16 protein-coding genes and 1 pseudogene are annotated in these 21842 nt (G+C 58.3%); 7 read left to right on the forward strand and 10 right to left on the reverse strand.

Annotated features, from left to right (window positions below):
* Positions 1-192: 192 nt before the first annotated feature.
* Both amiA and hemF read left to right on the forward strand, forming a co-directional pair.
* On the forward strand, positions 193-1068 hold the full coding sequence (amiA, locus tag EDF73_RS03815) for an N-acetylmuramoyl-L-alanine amidase AmiA (RefSeq protein WP_132725927.1): 876 nt from the start codon (positions 193-195) through the stop codon (positions 1066-1068).
* Positions 1065-1964, forward strand: coding sequence for an oxygen-dependent coproporphyrinogen oxidase (hemF, locus tag EDF73_RS03820; protein ID WP_132725929.1), 900 nt, complete (start codon positions 1065-1067; stop codon positions 1962-1964). The genes amiA and hemF overlap by 4 nt, the downstream gene beginning before the upstream one ends.
* A 28-nt stretch (positions 1965-1992) precedes the next feature.
* Here the strand turns inward: hemF and maeB are convergent, their stop codons facing one another.
* Positions 1993-4272, reverse strand: a complete 2280-nt coding sequence (maeB, locus tag EDF73_RS03825; RefSeq protein ID WP_132725930.1) for an NADP-dependent oxaloacetate-decarboxylating malate dehydrogenase — start codon at positions 4270-4272, stop codon at positions 1993-1995.
* A gap of 290 nt (positions 4273-4562) precedes the next feature.
* Here maeB and tkt point away from each other — a divergent pair, with 290 nt between their 5' ends.
* Positions 4563-6557: a transketolase gene (gene tkt / locus EDF73_RS03830; RefSeq protein WP_132725932.1), complete on the forward strand. Its 1995-nt coding sequence runs from the start codon at positions 4563-4565 to the stop codon at positions 6555-6557.
* Here the strand turns inward: tkt and EDF73_RS03835 are convergent.
* The 3 genes and pseudogenes from EDF73_RS03835 to aegA all read right to left on the reverse strand — a co-directional run bounded on the left by EDF73_RS03835 (position 6547) and on the right by aegA (position 10297).
* Positions 6547-7593, reverse strand: a complete 1047-nt coding sequence (locus tag EDF73_RS03835) for a DUF1176 domain-containing protein (RefSeq protein WP_132725934.1) — start codon at positions 7591-7593, stop codon at positions 6547-6549. The two genes, tkt and EDF73_RS03835, sit on opposite strands and share 11 nt — an antisense overlap.
* A 66-nt stretch (positions 7594-7659) precedes the next feature.
* Positions 7660-8257: pseudogene (gene nudK / locus EDF73_RS03840) on the reverse strand (GDP-mannose pyrophosphatase NudK).
* A 57-nt stretch (positions 8258-8314) separates the two neighbouring features.
* On the reverse strand, positions 8315-10297 hold the full coding sequence (gene aegA / locus EDF73_RS03845; RefSeq protein ID WP_132725939.1) for a formate-dependent uric acid utilization protein AegA: 1983 nt from the start codon (positions 10295-10297) through the stop codon (positions 8315-8317).
* Positions 10298-10676: 379 nt separating this feature from the next.
* Between aegA and acrD the strand changes: the two genes are divergently transcribed.
* Positions 10677-13790, forward strand: coding sequence for a multidrug efflux RND transporter permease AcrD (gene acrD, locus EDF73_RS03850; protein ID WP_132725942.1), 3114 nt, complete (start codon positions 10677-10679; stop codon positions 13788-13790).
* Positions 13791-13925: 135 nt separating this feature from the next.
* On the opposite strand, the gene ypfM is transcribed toward acrD, so the two are convergent.
* Positions 13926-13985: a protein YpfM gene (gene ypfM, locus EDF73_RS03855; protein WP_100181659.1), complete on the reverse strand. Its 60-nt coding sequence runs from the start codon at positions 13983-13985 to the stop codon at positions 13926-13928.
* Between the two features lie 406 nt (positions 13986-14391).
* Here ypfM and EDF73_RS03860 point away from each other — a divergent pair, with 406 nt between their 5' ends.
* Genes EDF73_RS03860 through EDF73_RS03870 form a run of 3 tightly spaced genes read left to right on the forward strand, consistent with a single transcriptional unit; the run spans position 14392 to position 16109 of the window.
* Positions 14392-14748, forward strand: a complete 357-nt coding sequence (locus EDF73_RS03860) for an ArsC family reductase (RefSeq protein ID WP_132725944.1) — start codon at positions 14392-14394, stop codon at positions 14746-14748.
* Positions 14749-14751: 3 nt separating this feature from the next.
* Positions 14752-15879, forward strand: a complete 1128-nt coding sequence (gene dapE, locus EDF73_RS03865; protein ID WP_132725947.1) for a succinyl-diaminopimelate desuccinylase — start codon at positions 14752-14754, stop codon at positions 15877-15879.
* A gap of 29 nt (positions 15880-15908) precedes the next feature.
* On the forward strand, positions 15909-16109 hold the full coding sequence (locus EDF73_RS03870; protein WP_132725949.1) for a YpfN family protein: 201 nt from the start codon (positions 15909-15911) through the stop codon (positions 16107-16109).
* Between the two features lie 93 nt (positions 16110-16202).
* On the opposite strand, the gene ypfH is transcribed toward EDF73_RS03870, so the two are convergent.
* The 5 genes from ypfH to bamC all read right to left on the reverse strand — a co-directional run bounded on the left by ypfH (position 16203) and on the right by bamC (position 21839).
* Positions 16203-16901 carry an esterase gene (gene ypfH, locus EDF73_RS03875; RefSeq protein WP_132725952.1) on the reverse strand — a complete coding sequence of 233 codons (699 nt, stop codon included), beginning with the start codon at positions 16899-16901 and terminating at the stop codon, positions 16203-16205.
* 76 nt (positions 16902-16977) lie between these two features.
* Positions 16978-18978: a GNAT family N-acetyltransferase gene (locus EDF73_RS03880; protein ID WP_132725955.1), complete on the reverse strand. Its 2001-nt coding sequence runs from the start codon at positions 18976-18978 to the stop codon at positions 16978-16980.
* Positions 18979-18990: 12 nt separating this feature from the next.
* Positions 18991-19863: a neutral zinc metallopeptidase gene (locus EDF73_RS03885; protein WP_132725958.1), complete on the reverse strand. Its 873-nt coding sequence runs from the start codon at positions 19861-19863 to the stop codon at positions 18991-18993.
* A 119-nt stretch (positions 19864-19982) separates the two neighbouring features.
* On the reverse strand, positions 19983-20696 hold the full coding sequence (gene purC, locus EDF73_RS03890) for a phosphoribosylaminoimidazolesuccinocarboxamide synthase (protein WP_132725960.1): 714 nt from the start codon (positions 20694-20696) through the stop codon (positions 19983-19985).
* 108 nt (positions 20697-20804) lie between these two features.
* Positions 20805-21839 carry an outer membrane protein assembly factor BamC gene (gene bamC / locus EDF73_RS03895; RefSeq protein WP_132725963.1) on the reverse strand — a complete coding sequence of 345 codons (1035 nt, stop codon included), beginning with the start codon at positions 21837-21839 and terminating at the stop codon, positions 20805-20807.
* Between the last annotated feature and the right edge of the window lie 3 nt (positions 21840-21842).

Here is a 21842-nt window from a genome sequence, read left to right on the forward strand (position 1 = left end):
GCTTAAAAACAGCGATTATGGCGCGATTTCACCGGATAGCCAATATCAGGCGAAATGAGCCGGAAAAAATGACATAATACAAACTTGTCATGTATTGAAATGAAAAGTAAAACAATTCTTTTTTTGAATGGTCGTAACGGAAAACACGATACGATATAACACTTGCTACCACTTGTTTGCAATTCAGGCCGAATGAGCACTTTTAAACCCTTAAAAATACTTGCTTCGCGCCGCCAGGTGCTGAAAGCAGGGCTGGCTGCCATGACCCTTTCCGGGGTTTCATCGCAGGTCATCGCCAAAGAACAGCCGTTGAAGACCGCCAATGGACACAGTAAACCAGCCGCCAAGAAGGCGGGCGCTAAACGTATCGTTATGCTCGATCCGGGTCATGGCGGTATCGATACCGGCGCTATTGGTCATAACGGTTCCAAAGAGAAACATGTTGTTCTGGCCATTGCCAAAAACGTCCGCAGCATCCTGCGCAGCAACGGCATCGATGCGCGTCTGACGCGGACGGGCGATACCTTTATTCCGCTGTACGACCGCGTGGAAATTGCCCATCAGCACGGCGCGGACCTCTTTATGTCGATTCACGCCGACGGTTTTACTAACCCCAGCGCGGCCGGCGCATCGGTGTTTGCTCTCTCCAACCGCGGCGCCAGTAGCGCCATGGCGAAGTATCTCTCCGAACGTGAAAACCGCGCCGATGAGGTGGCGGGTAAAAAAACCACCGATAAAGACCATCTTTTACAGCAGGTGCTGTTTGACCTGGTGCAGACTGACACGATTAAAAACAGCCTGACGCTGGGTTCGCACATCCTGAAAAATATTAAGCCGGTGCACAGGCTGCATAGCCGCAACACCGAGCAGGCGGCGTTCGTGGTGCTGAAGTCGCCATCGATCCCCTCCGTGCTGGTAGAAACCTCATTTATTACCAATCCAGGTGAGGAAAAACTGTTAGGTACCACCGCGTTCCGGCAGAAAATCGCCAGCGCGATCGCCTCTGGCATTCTCAGCTACTTCCACTGGTTCGATAACCAGAAAGCCCACTCGAAGAGACGCAAATGAAGCCCGATGTGCACCAGGTAAAACGCTATCTCCTCCAGCTGCAGGACGCTATTTGCCGCAAGCTGAGCGCCATCGACGGGTGTGAATTCGTCGAAGATAGCTGGCAGCGTGAAGGCGGCGGCGGCGGTCGCAGCCGGGTGCTGCGCGAGGGCGGCGTGTTTGAGCAGGCTGGGGTTAATTTCTCCCACGTGCATGGCGACGCCATGCCGGCCTCGGCCACGGCGCATCGCCCGGAGCTGGCCGGTCGCAGTTTTGAAGCGATGGGGGTTTCGCTGGTGGTCCATCCGCGTAATCCCTACGTGCCGACCAGCCATGCCAACGTGCGCTTTTTCATCGCCGAAAAGCCCGGCGCGGACCCGGTCTGGTGGTTTGGCGGCGGGTTTGACCTGACCCCTTTTTACGGCTTTGATGAGGATGCCGTTCACTGGCACCGCACCGCGCGCGATCTCTGTCTGCCGTTCGGCGAAGAGGTCTATCCGCGCTATAAAAAATGGTGCGATGATTACTTCTTCCTCAAACATCGTCATGAACAGCGCGGCATCGGCGGCCTGTTCTTTGATGATTTAAACACCCCGGATTTTGACCGCTGCTTCGCGTTTATGCAGGCGGTGGGTAACGGCTTCACCGGGGCCTATCTGCCGATTGTTGAGCGGCGTAAAGCGATGGCGTATGGCGAACGTGAGCGCGATTTCCAGCTCTACCGCCGCGGCCGCTACGTGGAGTTTAACCTGGTGTGGGATCGGGGGACGCTGTTCGGCCTGCAGACCGGCGGGCGTACGGAGTCTATTCTGATGTCGATGCCGCCGCTGGTGCGCTGGGAGTATGATTACCGGCCGGAAGAAGGCAGCCCGGAGGCTGCCTTAAGTGACTTTATCAAAGTCAAAGAGTGGATTTAAAACCCGGCCCCGCTCGGGGCCGGGTTGATTACAGCGGCTGCGTTTGCGCTTCCACTACCGCCAGCGCCACCATATTGACGATACGACGAACGGAGGCAATCGGCGTCAGAATATGCACCGGTTTCGCCACGCCCATCAGTACCGGCCCGACGGTCACCCCTTCAGAACTGGAGACCCGCAGCAGGTTGTAGCTGATACGGGCGGCCTCCATATTCGGCATCACCAGAATGTTAGCTGAACCTTTCAACGGGCTGTCCGGCATCCGCTCGTGGCGAATACTTTCCACCAGCGCGGCATCGCCGTGCATTTCGCCATCAATCATCAGATCCGGCGCGCGCGCTTTCACCAGCTCCAGCGCTTCGCGCATTTTGCTGGCGGACGGGCAGTTCGAGGAACCGAAGTTCGAATGCGACAGCAGAGCCACGCGCGGTTCAATACCGAAACGACGCACGCTTTCCGCCGCCATCAGGGTAATCTCCGCTAACTGTTCCGGCGTCGGATCGTGGTTGACGTAGGTATCGGCAATAAAGGTGTTACCGCTTGGCAACAGCAGCGCGTTCATCGCCCCTGCGGTATTGACCCCCTCGCGGTAGCCGAAAACCGGCTGCACCACGGCGTAATGTTCGTGGTAATCGCCAATGGTGCCGCAGATCATCGCGTCCGCTTCGCCACGGTGCACCATGATAGCCCCGATCACCGACGTATTGGCAATCACCGCCCGCTGCGCCTGCTCCTGGGTGATGCCGCGGCGTTTCATTAACTGATAGTACTCATTCCAGTACTCTTTGAAGCGCGGATCGGACTCGTTGTTGACGATCTCAAAATCGACGCCGGCTTTGATCTGCAGACCCAGCTTCTGGATACGCATTTCGATCACGCTCGGACGGCCGATCAGAATCGGTTTCGCCAGCCCCAGCGACACCAGCTCCTGGGTGGCGTGCAGAACGCGCGTCTCTTCGCCTTCCGCCAGCACCACGCGCTTCGGCTCTTTGCGCGCCTGCGAGAAAATCGGCTTCATGAACAGGTTGGTTTTGTAGACAAACTCGCTGAGTTTCTCGATGTAGGCGTCAAAGTCGGCAATCGGACGCATGGCCACGCCGGAGTCCATCGCCGCTTTCGCTACCGCCGGCGCGATCTTGACGATCAGGCGCGGATCGAACGGTTTCGGAATGATATATTCCGGGCCAAAGCTCAGGTCCTGGTCGCCGTAGGCGGAGGCGACCACTTCGCTCTGTTCGGCGTGCGCCAGCTCGGCAATCGCATGAACCGCCGCCAGTTTCATCTCTTCGTTAATCGCCGTTGCGCCGACGTCCAGCGCGCCGCGGAAGATAAACGGGAAGCACAGCACGTTGTTCACTTGGTTCGGGTAGTCAGAGCGGCCGGTACAGATGATCGCATCTTCGCGCACCTGCTTCGCCAGCGGCGGCAGAATCTCCGGCTCCGGGTTAGCCAGGGCGAGGATCAGCGGCGCGCGGGCCATTTTCTTGACCATTTCCGGGGTCAGAACTTTCGGGCCAGAACAGCCGAGGAAAATATCCGCGCCGTCAATGACCTCATCCAGAGTGCGTTTGCCGTCATCGTCCACCGCGTAGGCCGCTTTGGTCTCCGCCATTTTCGGCTCGCGGTCTTTATAAATCACGCCTTTGGAGTCGCAGACCACGATATTGTGTTTCTGCATTCCCAGCGCCACCAGCAGATTCATACAGGCGATAGCCGCCGCCCCCGCGCCGGATACCACCATCCGCACGTCGGAGAGATTTTTCTCTACCACCCGCAGGCCGTTGATGATGGCGGCGGTACTGATAATGGCCGTACCATGCTGATCGTCATGGAATACCGGAATGTTCATGCGCTGACGCAGTTTTTGCTCAATGTAGAAACACTCGGGCGCTTTGATATCTTCGAGGTTGATACCGCCGAAGGTCGGCTCCAGCGCCGCGACGACATCGATAAATTTATCCGGATCCAGCTCATCGACTTCAATATCGAACACATCAATACCGGCGAATTTCTTAAATAAAACGCCTTTGCCTTCCATCACCGGCTTGCCGGCGAGGGCGCCGATATTCCCCAGTCCCAGCACGGCGGTGCCGTTGGAAACGACCGCCACCAGGTTGCCGCGGGCGGTGTATTTATAGGCGGCCAACGGGTCTTTTTCGATCTCCAGACACGGCGCCGCGACGCCCGGCGAGTAGGCCAGAGCCAGATCGCGCTGCGTCGCGAGGGGCTTGGTTGGCACGACCTGAATTTTCCCTGGAACGGGAAATTCATGGAAATCGAGGGCGCTTTGTTTCAACTGCTCATCCATTTTATTGTTCCTTTCACGTATCGATCGTAGGGGGTGAAGCGCAATAACTATCCCGGTGCCCACCCTAAGGTAGCGCCTAGTATCTCGCCTGATGGCTTTTCAAACTTTGAACGCCGCCAAACTCTCGCCATCACAAAGGTATATTTGTTATCGATTTATAACATTTATGTAACTTTATTTCGAAAGCAATGATAGTGCCGTCTGCTATGCTTTTTAGTTATGCACCCCATAAAGACCGCGGCCGAAAACCAACAAAAACGCATGCAACATCTTGTTTCAGGAGTCCATATATGTCCCGAAGAGAACTTGCCAACGCCATTCGCGCCCTGAGCATGGACGCCGTACAGAAAGCCAATTCCGGCCACCCTGGCGCCCCGATGGGGATGGCGGATATCGCCGAAGTGCTGTGGAATGATTTCCTCAAACACAACCCCGAAAACCCGCACTGGTACGACCGTGACCGCTTCATTCTTTCCAATGGCCATGCCTCCATGCTGCTGTACAGCCTGCTGCATTTGACCGGCTACGACCTGCCGCTTTCCGAACTAAAAAACTTCCGTCAGCTGCATTCAAAAACCCCCGGACACCCGGAGCATGGCTATACCCCCGGCGTTGAGACCACCACCGGTCCGCTCGGCCAGGGGCTGGCTAATGCCGTGGGGATGGCTATCGCCGAGCGCACCCTGGCGGCGCAATTCAACCGTCCCGGCCACGATATCGTCGATCACTACACCTACGTTTTTATGGGCGACGGCTGTCTGATGGAGGGGATTTCCCATGAGGCCAGCTCGCTGGCGGGAACCTTAGGGCTAGGTAAGCTGATCGGGTTTTATGACCATAACGGCATCTCTATCGATGGTAAAACCGCGGGCTGGTTTACCGACGATACCGCCGAGCGCTTCCGGGCCTATCACTGGCACGTGATTGGCGATATTGACGGCCACGACCCGCAGGCGGTGAAACAGGCGATTATCGAGGCGCGCAGCGTCACGGATAAACCCTCGCTGATTATCTGCCGTACCGTGATCGGTTTTGGTTCGCCGAATAAAGCCGGTTCCGAAGAGTCGCACGGCGCCGCGCTGGGGGAAAAAGAGGTAGCCTTAACCCGCGAGAAACTGGGCTGGAAATACCCGCCGTTCGAAATCCCGAAAGAGATCTATCAGCAGTGGGATGCCCGCCCGCGCGGCGAGGAAGCTGAGCAGGCGTGGAATCAACAATTCGCCGCTTACCAACAGCAGCATCCCGATCTGGCGGCAGAACTGAAGCGCCGGATGGACGGCGAGCTGCCGCAGAATTGGGCGGAAGTGGCGCGCGACTATATTGCGCAGCTGCAGGCCGAGCCGGCGAAAATTGCCAGCCGTAAGGCCTCGCAAAATACGCTGAATGCTTACGGTCCGGATCTGCCGGAGCTGCTCGGCGGTTCGGCGGATCTGGCCCCCAGCAACCTCACCATCTGGTCCGGTTCACACTCGATCAAAGAAGATCCCGCCGGTAACTATATCCATTACGGCGTGCGCGAATTCGGCATGACGGCGATCGGCAACGGGATTGCCCTGCACGGCGGCTTTATCCCATACACTTCGACCTTCCTGATGTTTGTCGAATATGCCCGTAACGCGGCGCGTATGGCGGCGCTGATGAAGGCCAGGCAGATCATGGTCTATACCCATGACTCGATTGGGCTGGGGGAAGATGGTCCCACCCACCAGGCGGTGGAACAGCTGGCAAGCCTGCGGCTGACGCCCAACTTCAGCACCTGGCGCCCCTGCGACCAGGTAGAAACGGCGGTCGCCTGGCAGGCGGCGATCGAACGGCAGACCGGCCCGACCGCGCTGATTCTGTCGCGGCAAAATCTGGCGCAAATGGCGCGCACGCCGGAACAGGTGCAGGAAATTGCCCGCGGCGGCTATGTCCTGAAAGATGCGGGAGGTAAACCGGACCTGATCCTGATTGCCACCGGCTCTGAAGTGGAGATAACCGTGCTGGCGGCAGAAAAACTGCTCGCCAAAGGCGTTAATGTGCGGGTCGTTTCCCTGCCCTCAACCGATGTGTTTGATGCCCAGGATGAGGCCTATCGTGAGTCGGTTCTGCCCGGCGATGTCAGCGCCAGAATTGCCGTCGAGGCCGGGATTGCCGACTACTGGTATAAATACGTCGGCCTGAAAGGGGCGATCGTCGGCATGAGAAGCTACGGTGAATCGGCGCCGGCGGATAAGCTGTTCCCGTTCTTTGGCTTTACCGTGGAACATATCGTCGAGGTGGCCGACAAGCTGCTTAACGGGTGATCCACAGGGTGGGCCAGGCATCTGGCCCCTGCCAGTTATCGCACTGCGGCTGCCGGGCATAGCGCGCCAGACTAAACCGCTGGCCGTCGTAGCGCCAGCGGGTCTGGATGCCACAATCGCCGGGGCTGCGCCCTTTATCAAGGGTGACCAGCTCATGGCGCTGCTCATCGATGCTGGCATTAACCAGCTCAATTTCGCGCGCCGCATCGCCCGGCGGCTGGAAGGGTAGAGTCAGGCGCACCTGGCGTGCGATATAGGGCTGCTGGCGCGACACCAGCCACGCCAGCCAGATAGTGTTGTAAGCGCCCGCTTCACAGCTGACCATCAGCAGCACTTTGTCATCGGTCAACGCGGTCACCCGAATCTCACGACGGAAAGGATCCAATGAGCATGCGCTATTGGTCATTCGTTCGTTACCGTAGTCCATCAGATCATTAAGTTCATCGCGACTTAGCGGCGATTGCGCGAAATCGACTTTGCCCACCGCGCGTAGCGCGGGGGCCGGCGGGACGCTCAGCGGCGGCTCTTCGCCTTTCCCCACCCAGGCGGTTTCGCTGCCGACGCGTTTTTGCTGACTATCGATAAACAGCAAGGCGGCCTTCAGCCCTTGCAGAGAAATGGACTGGAGTCCGTTCACCAGGGTTATCACCTGCCCTTCCTGTACCTGCTGCAGGAAAGCATCGATCGTCACACTATCCCCGGTTTTGAGCAATTTATCCGCGACCAGCCAGTGTTTATCAGTCAATGCCAGCGGTTTGCCATCAAGCAGCAGCCGCGGCGCGATCGGCGCCAGCGCGGCGACCGGGTTGCCAATCCCGCCCAGCTCAATGCGCAAGCTGGCATCGGTGGTGGCACCGGCGCTGCGACTCAGGGTCATGACCAGGCCATGATGCAGGCCGACATTGCGGGCGACGCAGAAATTCTGGTTATTGCAGGTGACCTGCCAGTCGCCGAACGCCTGTTGCGCCGGCGCCGCCCACACCCACGACGTCGGTAACCAGCCTAAAAGCAGAAAAATGAGAACCCGATACAGCATGTGCGGCACAACCCCAGAGAAAAACGCGCAAAACAGCCGCTATCTTCACCAGCTACCACGAGTGACTCAATCGGATTTATCAGATATCCCCGCTCATCAGCCCCGAGGTTTGCAGGTATTGCAGCAGAATAACCGCTTTACCATCGCGAATTTCCCCGCGGGTCACCATTTGCAGCGCCTCGCTGAAAGGCAGCTCCAGCACCTCAATATCTTCATCATCAACGCCGCCGCCGCGAGTTTTACGCTGGGCGTCGCTGTATTCAGCGATAAAGAAATGGATCAATTCGGTCACCCCACCGGGGGACATAAACAGTTCAAACAGCTTGCGCACGTCGCCGACTTCGTAGCCGGTCTCCTCGATGGCCTCTTTGCGGATGCAGGTTTCCGGCTCATCGTCATCCAGCAGTCCGGCGCAGGTCTCGATCAGCATACCATCGTCATTGCCATTGACCCAGGTGGCGACGCGGAACTGGCGGACCAGCACGACGGTTTGCTTGCGGGGGTTGTACAGCAGCACCGTAGCGCCGTTGCCGCGATCGTAGACCTCACGCTTATGCCGGACCACGCTGCCGTCGCTTCGCGTTAGCTCGTAGGTCATATTGCGCAAAATAAAGTAGTTTTCGGAGAGGAGTTTATCTTTGATGACGTTGATAGTGAGTGGCATACGGCCCCGCTGCGTAGAATGACGCCATCATACTACGCCGCAGCGCCGGGTTTGTCGTTAGTGGATCGCGGTCGATTTAACCCCAAGGTAATCCATAATTCCCTGCGCCGCATGGCGGCCTTCAGCCATCGCCGTCACCACCAGATCGGCGCCGCGAACGGCATCGCCGCCGGCAAAAATCTTATCGTGGGTGGTCTGCAAGCGATAGCGACTCTCCACCCGGGCTTTAATTCGCCCGCGGCTATCAAGCTCGACGCCGACGGACTCCAGCCACGGCATCCCGTGCGGATGAAAGCCAAACGCCATAATCACCGCATCGGCTGGCATCACGAACTCGCTGCCCGCAATCGGCGACGGGCTACGTCGCCCCTGCGCATCCGGTTCACCCAGCTGCGTACGCAGAAAACGTATGCCATTGACCCGGCCGCCGCTATCCAGCTCCAGGGTCACCGGCTGGACGTTAAATTCAAATACCGCCCCCTCTTCCCGGGCGTTCTTCACCTCTTTTTTCGATCCCGGCATATTGGCCTCATCGCGGCGATAGGCGCAGGTGACCTGTTCCGCGCCGTGACGCAGCGCGGTGCGCACGCAGTCCATCGCCGTGTCGCCGCCTCCCAGCACCACCACATTCAGTCCGTGAGTATCGATATACGGCTCTTCCGGCCGCTCGTCGAGCCCCATCACCTGCCTGGTGTTGGCAATCAGGAACGGCAGTGCGTCATAGACCCCCGGCGCATCCTCATTGGGCAGATCCGCTTTCATTGAACGATAGGTTCCGGCGCCGATAAATACCGCATCGTACTCCTCCAGCAGCGAGGTTAGCGCAATGTCCCGACCCACTTCGCAGCCCAGCTCAAAGCGGATCCCCATCCCGGTAAAAATTTCCCGCCGCCGGGCGAGCAGCGATTTATCGAGTTTGAAGGCCGGAATACCAAAGGTCAGCAGGCCGCCGATCTCCGGATGGCGGTCAAAGACCACCGACTGTACGCCATGACGAATCAACCGGTCAGCGCAGGCCAGCCCCGCCGGCCCGGCGCCGACAATCGCCACTTTTTTCCCGCTGTCGGCCACCTGCGAGAGATCCGGCCGCCAGCCCTGAGATAGAGCCTGGTCGGAGATATAGCGCTCGATGTTGCCGATCGTCACCGCCCCCTGCTCATCGCGAAGCGTGCAGGCGCCCTCGCACAGGCGATCCTGTGGGCAGACGCGGCCGGTAATTTCCGGCAGACAGTTGGTCTGGTGGGAAAGCTCAACGGCGGCGGCGATATCTCCCGCCCGCGCCCGCTCAATCCACTGCGGGATATGGTTGTGCAACGGGCAGGTCCATTCGCAGATGCTGTGTTCGCCGCACTGTAAACAGCGCTGCGTTTCCTGATGCGCCCGATCGGGGTTAAAAGGCAGGTAGATCTCGGCAAAATCCGTTTTACGTTGCGCAGCCGTCCGTTTTTCGGCCTCGCCGCGCGGTGGGGTCGCCGCCATCTGGCTGGCTTTATCACCCCCCCCTGCCGACGCGCGAGCGTCGGGATAAGCATGCCACGGCTGCGCATCCAGGCGCGCGGCACGCAGACGGCGCTGTTTGGTCATCGTGGACAGCGTCTCTTCTGTCGCCAGCTGTAAGGCCTGCGCCGGGCAGTGTTGCACGCAGGCCGGTCCTTCGGCGCGGCCGCTGCACAAATCGCATTTATGCGCCGTCGCCTTCACCTTTCCCGCGGCGGCTGGCGCAAGCACGATCTGCATCACGCCAAACGGGCAGGCCACCATGCAGGATTTACAGCCGATACACTTTTCCTGATGCACCAGCACGCGGTCGTTGAGCTGGCTAATCGCGCCATTCGGACAGCTGCGCGCGCAGGGCGCGCTTTCACAATGCCGACATGTTATGGCGTTACGTTGATGTTCGTGCTTAATTACGCTAATACGCGGCAAAAAGCGCTGCGGGGTCAATACGTGTTGCTCGTCGTTATGCGCCATCACGCAGGCCACCTCGCAGGCTTTACACCCAATGCACTGGCGACTATCGCTGATAATAAAGTGGTTCATGGTATCCTTCGGCCTTCGGTAAATAACCCCTCGGTTGGCATGACTATTTATTACCCGACAAGCCGGGGCGGGAACAATGTTCATTTGCCCAGAATCCTGTTTTTCTCGCGAGAACCCGTTTTGGATCAAATTCTTTGACTTAAATGAAATTGCGTTTTATTTAGCCTGGCAGGCAGCGAAAATGACACCGTGTGACGAAACGGCTCAGAGGTGGGAGAGATATTCGCCAGAGAGAAGCACACTTCTTTACTATGTCGCAAAAGGCACACGATAAATTACACTATCTCCTTAATTTCTCCACGATTGCCTGTGGGGTTAGCTATAGAGTGTCACGGACTGTGCAATAACAAAAAATGTACACAATGAGGTCTCAATTCTGATGGCGAATTTTTTTATCGATCGCCCCATCTTTGCATGGGTTCTGGCGATCTTGCTATGCCTGACCGGCACACTCGCAATCTTGTCGCTGCCCGTTGAGCAGTATCCCGATCTTGCGCCGCCGAACGTGCGCATTACCGCCAACTATCCAGGGGCCTCCGCACAAACGCTGGAAAATACCGTTACCCAGGTCGTCGAGCAAAATATGACCGGCCTCGATAACCTGATGTACATGTCGTCGCAAAGCAGCGCGACCGGGCAGGCAACGATCACCCTGAGCTTTACCGCGGGTACCGACCCGGATGAAGCGGTGCAGCAGGTGCAGAACCAGCTGCAGTCCGCGATGCGTAAACTTCCGCAGGCGGTGCAAAACCAGGGCGTCACGGTACGCAAAACCGGCGATACCAACATCCTGACCCTCGCCTTCGTCTCTACCGATGGCAGCATGGATAAACAGGATATCGCCGACTATGTCGCCAGTAATATTCAGGACCCGCTGAGCCGCGTTAACGGCGTCGGGGATATCGATGCCTACGGTTCCCAGTACTCCATGCGCATCTGGCTCGACCCGGCGAAGCTAAACAGCTTCCAGATGACGACGAAAGATGTGACCGACGCCATCACATCTCAGAACGCCCAGATCGCCGTCGGCCAGCTCGGCGGCACGCCGTCGGTGGATAAGCAGGCGCTCAACGCCACCATTAACTCGCAGTCGCTGTTACAAACGCCGGATCAGTTCCGCGATATTACCCTGCGGGTGAATCAGGATGGCTCTGAAGTCACCCTCGGCGATGTGGCCACCGTCGAGATGGGGGCGGAGAAGTATGATTATCTGAGCCGCTACAACCGCCAGGCGGCGTCTGGCCTGGGAATTAAGCTCGCCTCCGGTGCTAACGAAATGGCGACGGCCGAGCGCGTCATCAACCGTCTGAACGAGCTGTCGCAGTATTTCCCCCATGGCCTCGAATATAAAGTCGCCTACGAAACCACCTCGTTCGTCAAAGCCTCGATTACCGACGTGGTGAAAACGCTGATTGAAGCGATCGTGCTGGTGTTCCTGGTGATGTACCTGTTCCTGCAAAACTTCCGCGCCACGCTGATCCCGACCATTGCCGTACCGGTGGTACTGATGGGGACCTTCGCCGTCCTGTTCAGCTGCGGCTACAGTATCAATACCCTGACCATGTTTGCGATGGTGCTGGCGATAGGTCTGCTGGTGGATGACGCCATCGTGGTGGTGGAGAACGTCGAGCGTATTATGAGCGAGGAAGGCCTTTCGCCGCGCGACGCGACCCGCAAGTCAATGGGGCAAATCCAGGGGGCGCTGGTCGGCATCGCGATGGTGCTCTCAGCGGTATTTATCCCGATGGCCTTCTTCGGCGGCACCACCGGCGCCATCTACCGCCAGTTCTCGATTACTATCGTTTCCGCGATGGTCCTGTCGGTGCTGGTGGCGATGATCCTTACTCCGGCGCTGTGCGCAACGCTGCTCAAGCCGGTACATAAGGGTGAAATGCACGGGCAGAAAGGTTTCTTCGGCTGGTTTAACCGGATGTTTAACCGCAACGCCAGCCGCTACGAAACCGCCGTCGGTAAAATCCTCCATCGCTCGCTGCGCTGGATAATGATCTACGTCCTGCTGCTGGGCGGAATGGTGTTCCTGTTCCTGCATCTGCCCACCTCGTTCCTGCCGCAGGAAGACCGCGGCATGTTCACCACCTCGGTACAGCTTCCGGCCGGTTCCACCCAGCAGCAGACGCTGAAAGTGGTACAGAAAGCCGAAGACTACTTCCTGAAAACTGAGAAGGACAACGTAGAATCGGTGTTTGCGACCATCGGCTCCGGTCCTGGCGGCAACGGCCAGAACGTGGCCCGTATGTTCGTCCGTCTGAAGGACTGGGACGCGCGTAACCCGGTAAGCGGTTCGTCCTTCGCCATCATCGAACGGGCAACGAAAGCCTTTAACAAAATTAAGGAAGCGCGCGTCTACGCCAGCAGCCCGCCGGCTATCAGCGGGCTGGGAAGTTCTGCCGGTTTTGATATGGAGCTGGAAGACCACGCCGGTAACGGACACGATGCGCTGATGGCCGCCCGCGATACCCTGCTGGACCTGGCCGCGCAGAACGACAGGTTAACCCGCGTTCGCCACAATGGCCTTGACGACAGCCCGCAGCTGCAGATCGATATCGACCAGCGCAAAGCTCAGGCGCTGGGCGTCTCCATTGACGATATCAACGATACGCTGCAAACCGCGTGGGGTTCGAGCTACGTGAACGACTTTATGGACCGCGGACGGGTGAAAAAAGTCTACGTGCAGGCCGCGGCCCCTTACCGCATGCTGCCGAACGATATTAACCTGTGGTACGTCCGCAATAACAGCGGCACCATGGTGCCCTTCTCCGCCTTTGCCTCCTCACGCTGGGAAACCGGTTCGCCGCGTCTGGAGCGCTATAACGGCTATTCCGCCGTCGAGATCGTGGGCGAAGCCGCGCCGGGCGTCAGTACCGGTACCGCGATGGACATTATGGAAGAGCTGGCTCAGCATCTACCGAACGGTTTTGGTCTGGAATGGACGGCGATGTCCTATCAGGAGCGGCTGTCCGGCGCCCAGGCGCCGGCGCTGTACGCCATCTCGCTGCTGGTGGTCTTCCTCTGTCTGGCGGCGCTGTATGAGAGCTGGTCGGTGCCGTTCTCGGTCATGCTGGTGGTACCGCTGGGGGTCATTGGTGCGCTGCTGGCAACCTGGATGCGCGGCCTTGAAAACGATGTTTACTTCCAGGTTGGCCTGCTGACGGTTATCGGCCTGTCGGCGAAAAACGCCATCCTGATTGTTGAATTCGCCAATGAGCTCAATGAGAAAGGAGAGGATCTCCTCGTCGCCACGCTGTCGGCCTGCCGCCAGCGTCTGCGCCCGATTCTGATGACCTCGCTGGCCTTCATCTTCGGCGTCCTGCCGATGGCCACCAGCACCGGCGCCGGCTCCGGCAGCCAGCACGCGGTGGGTACCGGGGTAATGGGCGGGATGATCTCCGCCACCATTCTGGCCATCTTCTTCGTGCCGCTGTTCTTCGTGCTGGTGCGCCGCCGCTTCCCGTTAAGAGAACGGCCGCAATAATCAACCCCGCCCCGGAGAAGAGCATCTCCGGGGGAAAAATAACAAAAAAGCGACCGCTGAGGTCGCCTTTTTTATGCCTTCTGACCTGCCAGACGATTATTTCGCTGACAAGATGAACGGCTCACATTGCGGAATTTATTTACGAAGCATACCTTCAATAAAATCTTTCCAGTTCCCTAGTTCATGCTCAATCATAATAGCCTCTCTTATTATTATGGGTCATTCTATGCAAATCCATTGGTTGTGGGAAGTTCATTGAGGTTATCGCTGCAATTGCTATCAAGCTCATCTGTGCTATGGCCCTCGCTGATTTGCCGCTACTATGGGCCTGCGGGTGGAAATTTAATGTGATGCATAGCAACATTCTGCAACATGATAGTCATTTTCGGACTATCGCCCGACGGCTATCCGGCCCTTGATCCGTGACGCACGGTGATATACCGCGCGTCGTTAATCGCGTGATTAATATCCAACCAACCGCGGCCGTCACGGCAAAAGATTATATTTATTAAAGTGATTCACGTATTATTTTAGACAGCCTGATATATACGGAAAATTCTGAGAAAATCACTTAATTCAATGTAAAGGAAAAGGTTTAATTATGCTTACCCTGTATGGAATCAAGAACTGCGACACCATTAAAAAGGCCCGCCGCTGGCTGGAGGCGAATCAGGTTGCATACCGTTTCCATGATTATCGTGCTGATGGCCTGGATCGCGAGTTGCTCAACACGTTTATCACCGAACTGGGCTGGGAAGCGTTACTCAACACCCGCGGCACCACCTGGCGCAAACTCGATGAAACGGTCCGCGCCAGCATCAATAACGCCGATGCCGCCGCCGCGCTGATGCTGGAAATGCCGGCAATTATCAAACGCCCATTGCTCTGCGCGCCCGGGCAGCCTATGCTGCTGGGCTTCAGTGAACTCACTTATAAGAAGCTTGTTAACGAGGTATAGTCTATGTCTTGCCCGGTCATTGAGCTGGCTCAGCAGCTTATTCGCCGCCCTTCCCTCAGCCCCGATGATGCGGGATGCCAGGCGTTAATGATTGAACGCCTGCGTGCGATTGGCTTTACCGTTGAACCGATGGATTTCGGCGATACGCAAAATTTCTGGGCCTGGCGCGGGCACGGTGAAACGTTGGCCTTCGCCGGTCATACCGACGTCGTCCCGGCAGGCGATGCTGACCGTTGGATTAACCCGCCGTTTGAGCCCACTATTCGCGACGGCATGCTGTTTGGCCGCGGCGCCGCAGATATGAAAGGTTCGCTGGCCGCGATGGTCGTTGCCGCCGAACGCTTTGTCGCCCAGTACCCGCACCATAAAGGTCGTCTGGCCTTTTTAATCACCTCCGATGAAGAAGCCAGCGCCCAGAACGGAACGGTGAAAGTGGTCGACGCGCTGATGGCCCGTAACGAACGTCTGGACTACTGCCTGGTGGGTGAACCCTCAAGCACCGAAGTGGTGGGCGACGTGGTCAAAAACGGCCGTCGTGGCTCATTAACCTGTAACCTGACCATTCATGGCGTGCAGGGCCATGTCGCATACCCGCATCTGGCCGACAACCCGGTTCACCGCGCGGCGCCGATGCTGACGGAACTGGTGGGCATCGAGTGGGATAAAGGCAACGAATTTTTCCCCCCCACCAGCATGCAGATTGCCAACGTACGGGCCGGTACCGGCAGCAACAACGTGATCCCAGGCGATATGTACGTCCAGTTCAACTTCCGTTTCAGCACCGAGTTGACCGACGAAATGATCAAAGCCCGCGTCGTGGCGCTGCTGGAAAAACATCAGCTGCGCTACAGCATCGACTGGTGGCTTTCGGGCCAGCCGTTCCTCACCAGCCGCGGTAAGCTGGTCGAAGCGGTGGTGAACGCCATTGAGCACTATAATGAGATCAAGCCCCAGCTGCTGACCAACGGCGGCACCTCCGACGGCCGCTTTATCGCCCGGATGGGGGCGCAGGTGGTGGAGTTGGGACCGGTGAATGCCACCATTCACAAAATTAATGAATGTGTTAATGCCGCCGACCTGCAGCTGCTGGCGCGGATGTATCAACGCATCATGGAACAACTGGTCGCCTGACAATCCTGACGTAAAAAGAGGAAGCGCACATGGAATGGCTAATCAACCACTGGTGGATTCTGGTGCTGGTATTTTTAGTGGGCGTCATTATCAATGTGATTAAGGATCTTAATCGCGTTGACCACAAAAAATTTCTCGCCAATAAACCGGATCTTCCCCCCCATCGTGATTGCAACGATAAGTGGGACGATGACGACGACTGGCCGAAGCACGACCAGCCGAAGAAGTAAGGTTACCGATTTGCTCCCCCCGGTACAGCGCAACGCGCCGGGGTTTCCCGGATGAGGGCATAATCTGCCCGCTCCGGGTGCCAGGCTGCGCGACTACAGCAGCTCAATAAGATCGTCATCCTTTGGCGTACTGCCGCTTAGCGCTTCGTCGAAATAGTGTTTCGGTACCGTATAGCGCAGACGTTCAAGCGCAAACTGCATGCTCCGATCGTCAATGGCATGCCCCAGATCCTCCACAATATCCAGCGTCACATCCCCGCCAGCCTGTACCAATGCCTCCTGCGCCGCCACCGCCCACGCCAGGTCGATAACGCGATCCTCTCCGCCGTGAATCAGGTGAACGGTCGTCGCCGTCGTCGCCGACTGCGGCAGCGTAGCGTAACGTCCGTTAAAGGCGATAACCCGCGACGCCAGACCCGGATCGGCTTTGATGCTCTCAAGGGACATAATCGCCCCCTGGGAGAAACCGATCAGCGCCGTGGCCAGCGGCCCCACGCCGCTCTGTTTCTGCCAGTAGCGTACCGTCTCAATAAAGGTCGGCATTATCGCATCAATCCGCGCCTGGCGATTGTCCTCAGTGACGCCCTGCACGGAAAACCACTGCCGGCCGGGAGGCGGGCCACAGGGTTCTGCACCGCCGATACTGACAATCAGCGCATCGGGAAACTGTGGCGCGAACAAGCTACCGATTTGCCCCATTGCCACCGGGTTATCCCCGACGCCATGAAACAGCAACAGCAGCTGTTGGGCAGGTGTCGCAGGGTTTTGAACAATAAAATGGTCGTGTTTCATGGCGGTCTCCTTAGTGTACGTGGGCAGTTTACGCCGCACGCGGAATATGACCATGACATTTAACTGAATGAGTTAGTTAAAAAAATTGCAGTTGCCTGACCTGCTGGCGCAGCGCATCAGCACGCGCCGCATCCAGGTTGAATAACGCTTCTCCCGCCTCGTGGCGCAGAGTCGCCAGCAGCGCTTTACGCCCGGTCAACCCTAGCGTGGCGCAGATTAACGCCTCATCCTGCTGCTGCAGGCGAGCACGCAGGGCGGGAAGCGCCAGCGCAACCCGCGGCAGCAGGCGGTTCAGGCTACCGATCGCCGCCTGCAGCGGGCGATGGGCAAAGGCAAAGCCCGCCGTTTCCAGCCAGTCCTCATCTGTAAGCATAGCTGTTTGTTCAACCGCCAGAGGGAAGGGTTCTTCACGCCAGTCACGTAACCAGTATTCATCCCGCGCCAGACGCTGCGACTCCTGCTGAACCAGCTCGCGGCCCGCAGGCGTTAACGGATAAAGCGCCATCGCCGTATAGCACCCGCTGCTCGCCTCGCGATGGGTGCCTAAGCGCACCAGCGTAAAGCCGCAACGCTGCCAGAAACGCCATAGCTCAGGGGTATAGCCAAAGCTGACCGAAAGATAGTCCAGGGAGGCCCCCTGCGCCACCGCCCGGGCCACCAGCGCCTGGCCCAGCCCTTCGCGCTGGCGCGAAGGATGGACGGCAATACGGGTGATCCGCTGGCCGGATAACGTGGCCGCCAGCGGACTACCGCCGTGGGCCGCCAGCGACTGCGCCACCAGATTGCCGCGCGGGCGGCGAAAGCCGGCCCACACCGCCTGGCTGAGCGCGGGCGCAAGACCGCCCTCCTCCACCAGCCACAGCGCCCCGGCCGCGCCGTTTTCCACGCGAGCACAGATAAAGTGTTGGCCGGGGGCATCCATCATCCGTCGCAAATCCAGCGGCGACGTACGGTAATGCGCGCCGGAGAGGAGCTGATACATCGCCTCCGCCAGTCCGGCCTGATGCTGCCAGCTGTGCTGACTCACCGTTTCCAGCGCCGCAGCGCCCGGCAAAGCGCGCGCAAAGGTCTCGTCATCAAATAGCAGCGCCTCACCGATCAGCGCTTCCAGCGGGCAGCCGGATGCCCAGCGGATTGGCGCAGTGAGGCTAAACTGGCGCAGGTGCGTGAAGCTGGCGCAAAATTTAAGCAGGAACCCGCGCCCGGTACCTTCATACCCCTGGACGGTGGTGGTCAGTAAAGTTCGAGGGAAACGGGCGACCAGTTGATGAAGCACGGGTGCGGGGATGGCCGCCGCTTCATCCACAATCAGCCACGCGGCCTGAACGTCGGAAGCCAGCAGCGCATCGGGGGCCATAAAGCGAAAAGCATCATCGGCGAAAGCAGCCATCACCTCGGTCGCCCCCCGCGCCGGCGCGGTGACGATGGCATCGCCGCCGAGCTTGCGTATCAGCATCCCGGCCAGCGCGGACTTCCCTCTCCCGCGTCCGGCGGTCACCACGGCAATGCCGGGCGGTAGTGCAGCGAGCTCTGCGAGGAGCATCGCCTGCTCTTGCTGAGGGTGTCCATCCGCCGGCTGCCAGGGCCGACGGGGCAACGCCTCCGGCAACGTCAGGGGCTCGCCCTGCCGCCAGACCACCGCGTCAGGATTGGCGCACACCAGCCGGCAGAAACGGTGGACAAAGTTCGGCGTCGGAATCGGCTCCGCCGCGTCGCTCCAGCGCAGCGAGTCCGCGTCCGGCAGCGTTGGCCAGCGCGCAAAAGCAGGAACCAGTAACACCAACCAGCTTCCCGCGCGCAGGGTTCCGCTCAGCGCGGCAAATGCCGCGACATCGAAAGCGCCGCGGGCATCAAAGAAAGCATGGAGATATTCACGTCCGAGTAAGGATTTGAGCGCGCCAGGTGCGGTACAGGGGGCGACGACGGGCTGCGGTCCGACCCACAGGCCATCGCCGGCCAGCCGTTCACGCAGCAGCAGCGCCTGTTGCAGGCACCATGCCTCGTCGCCGCTGAGCACCAGCAGGCGACGAATCCCCTCTTGCGCCATTTGCGCCGTCAGGTGCAGCAGTTTATCCATGAGCAATGGCGATCAGAGCGCTTTGCCAAAGGTATTGCACTGCGCCGGGTCACCGCTGTCGAAACCGCGTTTGAACCAGGTGTAGCGCTGCTCAGAGGTGCCATGCGTAAAGCTGTCCGGGACCACGCGCCCCTGGCTCTGCTGCTGCAGACGATCGTCGCCGATGGCTTCCGCGGCGTTCAGGGCTTCCTGCAAATCGCCGGTTTCCATAATGTCCTGAGTCTGCATGTTATGACCCCAGACGCCGGCAAAACAGTCCGCCTGCAGCTCCATTTTGACCGACAGCCGGTTCACTTCGCTCTGCGACGCATTCTGCTGCAGCTGGCGCACTTTCGCTTCAATCCCCAGTAGTTTTTGCACATGGTGGCCCACTTCATGCGCGATGACATAGCCCTGAGCAAAATCGCCATCCGCTCCGAGTTTCGTTTTCATCTCGTCGTAGAACGACAGGTCAATATAGACGGTGCTATCAGCCGGGCAGTAGAACGGCCCCATCACCGATTGCCCGGTACCACAACCGGTGCGCGTGGCTCCGCGGTAGAGCACCAGCTTCGGCTGCGGATACTGACGCCCCATCTTTTCAAAGATAGGCCCCCAGGTGTCTTCCGTGGTCGCCAGAATCACCGAGGTAAACTTCGCGGCTTCATCATCCTTCGGACTGACGGAACGCTGGGTGGTCGTCTGCTGCTGGCCGATCGGTTCTCCCGTCAGCATGCCGGTTAAATCCACGCCGTAATAGCCCGCGACCAGCACGATAATCAGCAGTACGATACCGCCCTTACCGCTGGGCAGACGAAAACCACCGCCTCCGCCGCCCAGTGATGGACCTGAACTATTTCGTCTGTCTTCTACATTGTCGCTTTCGCGACGCCCTTGCCAACGCATAGGCACCTCAAGATATCAAATTTGAATATGAGAGATCGTAGGCGGTTAAGCGGAGAATTACCACAGGAAACAACAAGAAGAGCGCCAGAAGACCGCTGAGTCTTCTGGCGAAGAGAGGATTAGTCCAGCTTAACGCCCAGGCGATGGGCCACTTCTTCATAGGCCTCAATCAGGCCGCCGAGGCTCTGGCGGAAGCGGTCTTTGTCCATTTTGTCGAGGGTGTTTTTATCCCACAGACGGCTGCCGTCCGGCGAGAACTCATCGCCCAGCACCACTTCGCCTTTGAACAGACCAAACTCCAGCTTGAAGTCGACCAGAATCAGACCGGCGTCATCAAACAGCTTCTTCAGAACCTCGTTGGCTTTGTAGGTCAGCTCCTGCATGCGTGCCAGGTTCTTTTTATTCACCCAGCCGAACGTCTCGCAGTAAGATTCGTTGACCATCGGATCGTGCATCGCATCATTTTTCAGGAACAGATCAAACAGCGGCGGATTGAGCTCAATACCTTCCTCGATGCCCAGGCGCTTCACCAGAGAACCGGCGGCGCGGTTACGGATCACGCACTCAACCGGCACCATCTCCAGCTTTTTCACCAGACATTCGGTGTCGGAGAGCAGCGCTTCCATCTGGGTCGGGATGCCGGCTTCTTCCAGCTTGCTCATAATGAAATGGTTGAACTTGTTATTCACCATGCCCTTACGATCGAACTGTTCGATGCGCGCGCCATCCCCTGCTGATGTATCGTTACGGAATTCGAGTATCAGCAGATCCGGATTCTCGGTGCTGTAAACGGTTTTCGCTTTACCACGATACAACTCAGCTTGCTTTTGCATCTTTGTCACTCCAATAAAAATTAGCGTTGAAAATTGCGCTTTTCTGCCGACGCACACGTTTGCGTCACTATACAGAAAAAAGGGCCGGATTGCTCCAGCCCTGTTTTATTACTTACTGAATGCGGCCTGGAATACGGCCACCAGCGCGTCATTCTGCGACTGGGTCAGCGTATGACCTTTCGGGTCGATGAACTGCAGACTGCTGCGGTTATCGAGATCGCCGACCTGCAGTTTGTAATCACCGGAGACCAGTTCCGGATCGCGAGCGCCCAGTTCCTGCCAGCTGCTGTCAGACAGCGGCTTGTAGGTCAGCGCCATGCTGCCCTGCGAACGGGTGCTATCCGTCACCTTCATACCCACTTTTTCCAGGGCGCCCGGCAGACGTTGCCACACCATGTTAAACGGTGCGCGCACCACCAGCATCGGCAGACCGGTATCGTCGGCAGCGCTCTGCACGTCGAAGGTCGCGCCGGCGTTTTTCTGCGCCGCGTTCTGCGCATTGGTGGCGTTCATGTCCAGACCTTCGGAAATGACGTTCAGCATAGAGGTGCTGTAGCGTTGCAGGGATGCCGGGTCGGATACCGGTTTCCCGGCCTGCTCAAGGTTAACCAGCTTCACGATCACCGCCTGCTGATAGCCCTGTGGTTTAACTGAGATTTGATAGCGACCACGATACTGCTGGTCTTCATCGAGGCGATTCCATTCTACCCAGTCGGTGCTCAGCGTCTGGCTGGCATCGTCACGTTTGGTGATGACATAGTTCTTTGACTGCACGATGCTGGCTACCTGCGCCCACAGCGAACCGCTACGACCGTTCTCCACCATCAGCGTCGCGGTATCACCGGCAAACTGGGTGCGTGCGCCGCTGACCAACGCCAGTGGCTGCGCCGGTGGCCGAATGTCCAGCGCTTTACCCACCGCGCCGTTGCTGGTCGCAACCGGAATATTATAATCGCCAACCTGAACCGGCAGAATCATGCCCGCAGGCGCGTGAAGTTCACTGAGCGGCGTAGCTTGCAGGTAAACCTCGTCGCCACCCACCTGACGTTTGTAGCGCGAATCGGAACTACAGGCCGCGAGAAGCAGGACCAATGAAACACCCGCAACCTTCGCCAGGCGCGACTTCTGTACTGAGTAAGCCATCAA

This window comes from Klebsiella sp. BIGb0138 (genome assembly GCF_004342285.1).
GTDB lineage: Bacteria > Pseudomonadota > Gammaproteobacteria > Enterobacterales > Enterobacteriaceae > Klebsiella.

Excerpts from the sequence above, each read along its gene's own strand:
- EDF73_RS03880 (WP_132725955.1), bottom strand. The coding sequence starts at position 18,978 with ATGGATAAACTGCTGCACCTGACGGCGCAAATGGCGCAAGAGGGGATT.
- purC (WP_132725960.1), bottom strand. The coding sequence starts at position 20,696 with ATGCAAAAGCAAGCTGAGTTGTATCGTGGTAAAGCGAAAACCGTTTAC.
- dapE (WP_132725947.1), top strand. The coding sequence starts at position 14,752 with ATGTCTTGCCCGGTCATTGAGCTGGCTCAGCAGCTTATTCGCCGCCCT.
- bamC (WP_132725963.1), bottom strand. The coding sequence starts at position 21,839 with ATGGCTTACTCAGTACAGAAGTCGCGCCTGGCGAAGGTTGCGGGTGTT.
- maeB (WP_132725930.1), bottom strand. The coding sequence starts at position 4,272 with ATGGATGAGCAGTTGAAACAAAGCGCCCTCGATTTCCATGAATTTCCC.
- aegA (WP_132725939.1), bottom strand. The coding sequence starts at position 10,297 with ATGAACCACTTTATTATCAGCGATAGTCGCCAGTGCATTGGGTGTAAA.
- tkt (WP_132725932.1), top strand. The coding sequence starts at position 4,563 with ATGTCCCGAAGAGAACTTGCCAACGCCATTCGCGCCCTGAGCATGGAC.
- EDF73_RS03870 (WP_132725949.1), top strand. The coding sequence starts at position 15,909 with ATGGAATGGCTAATCAACCACTGGTGGATTCTGGTGCTGGTATTTTTA.
- ypfH (WP_132725952.1), bottom strand. The coding sequence starts at position 16,901 with ATGAAACACGACCATTTTATTGTTCAAAACCCTGCGACACCTGCCCAA.
- EDF73_RS03885 (WP_132725958.1), bottom strand. The coding sequence starts at position 19,863 with ATGCGTTGGCAAGGGCGTCGCGAAAGCGACAATGTAGAAGACAGACGA.
- EDF73_RS03860 (WP_132725944.1), top strand. The coding sequence starts at position 14,392 with ATGCTTACCCTGTATGGAATCAAGAACTGCGACACCATTAAAAAGGCC.
- EDF73_RS03835 (WP_132725934.1), bottom strand. The coding sequence starts at position 7,593 with ATGCTGTATCGGGTTCTCATTTTTCTGCTTTTAGGCTGGTTACCGACG.
- acrD (WP_132725942.1), top strand. The coding sequence starts at position 10,677 with ATGGCGAATTTTTTTATCGATCGCCCCATCTTTGCATGGGTTCTGGCG.
- hemF (WP_132725929.1), top strand. The coding sequence starts at position 1,065 with ATGAAGCCCGATGTGCACCAGGTAAAACGCTATCTCCTCCAGCTGCAG.
- amiA (WP_132725927.1), top strand. The coding sequence starts at position 193 with ATGAGCACTTTTAAACCCTTAAAAATACTTGCTTCGCGCCGCCAGGTG.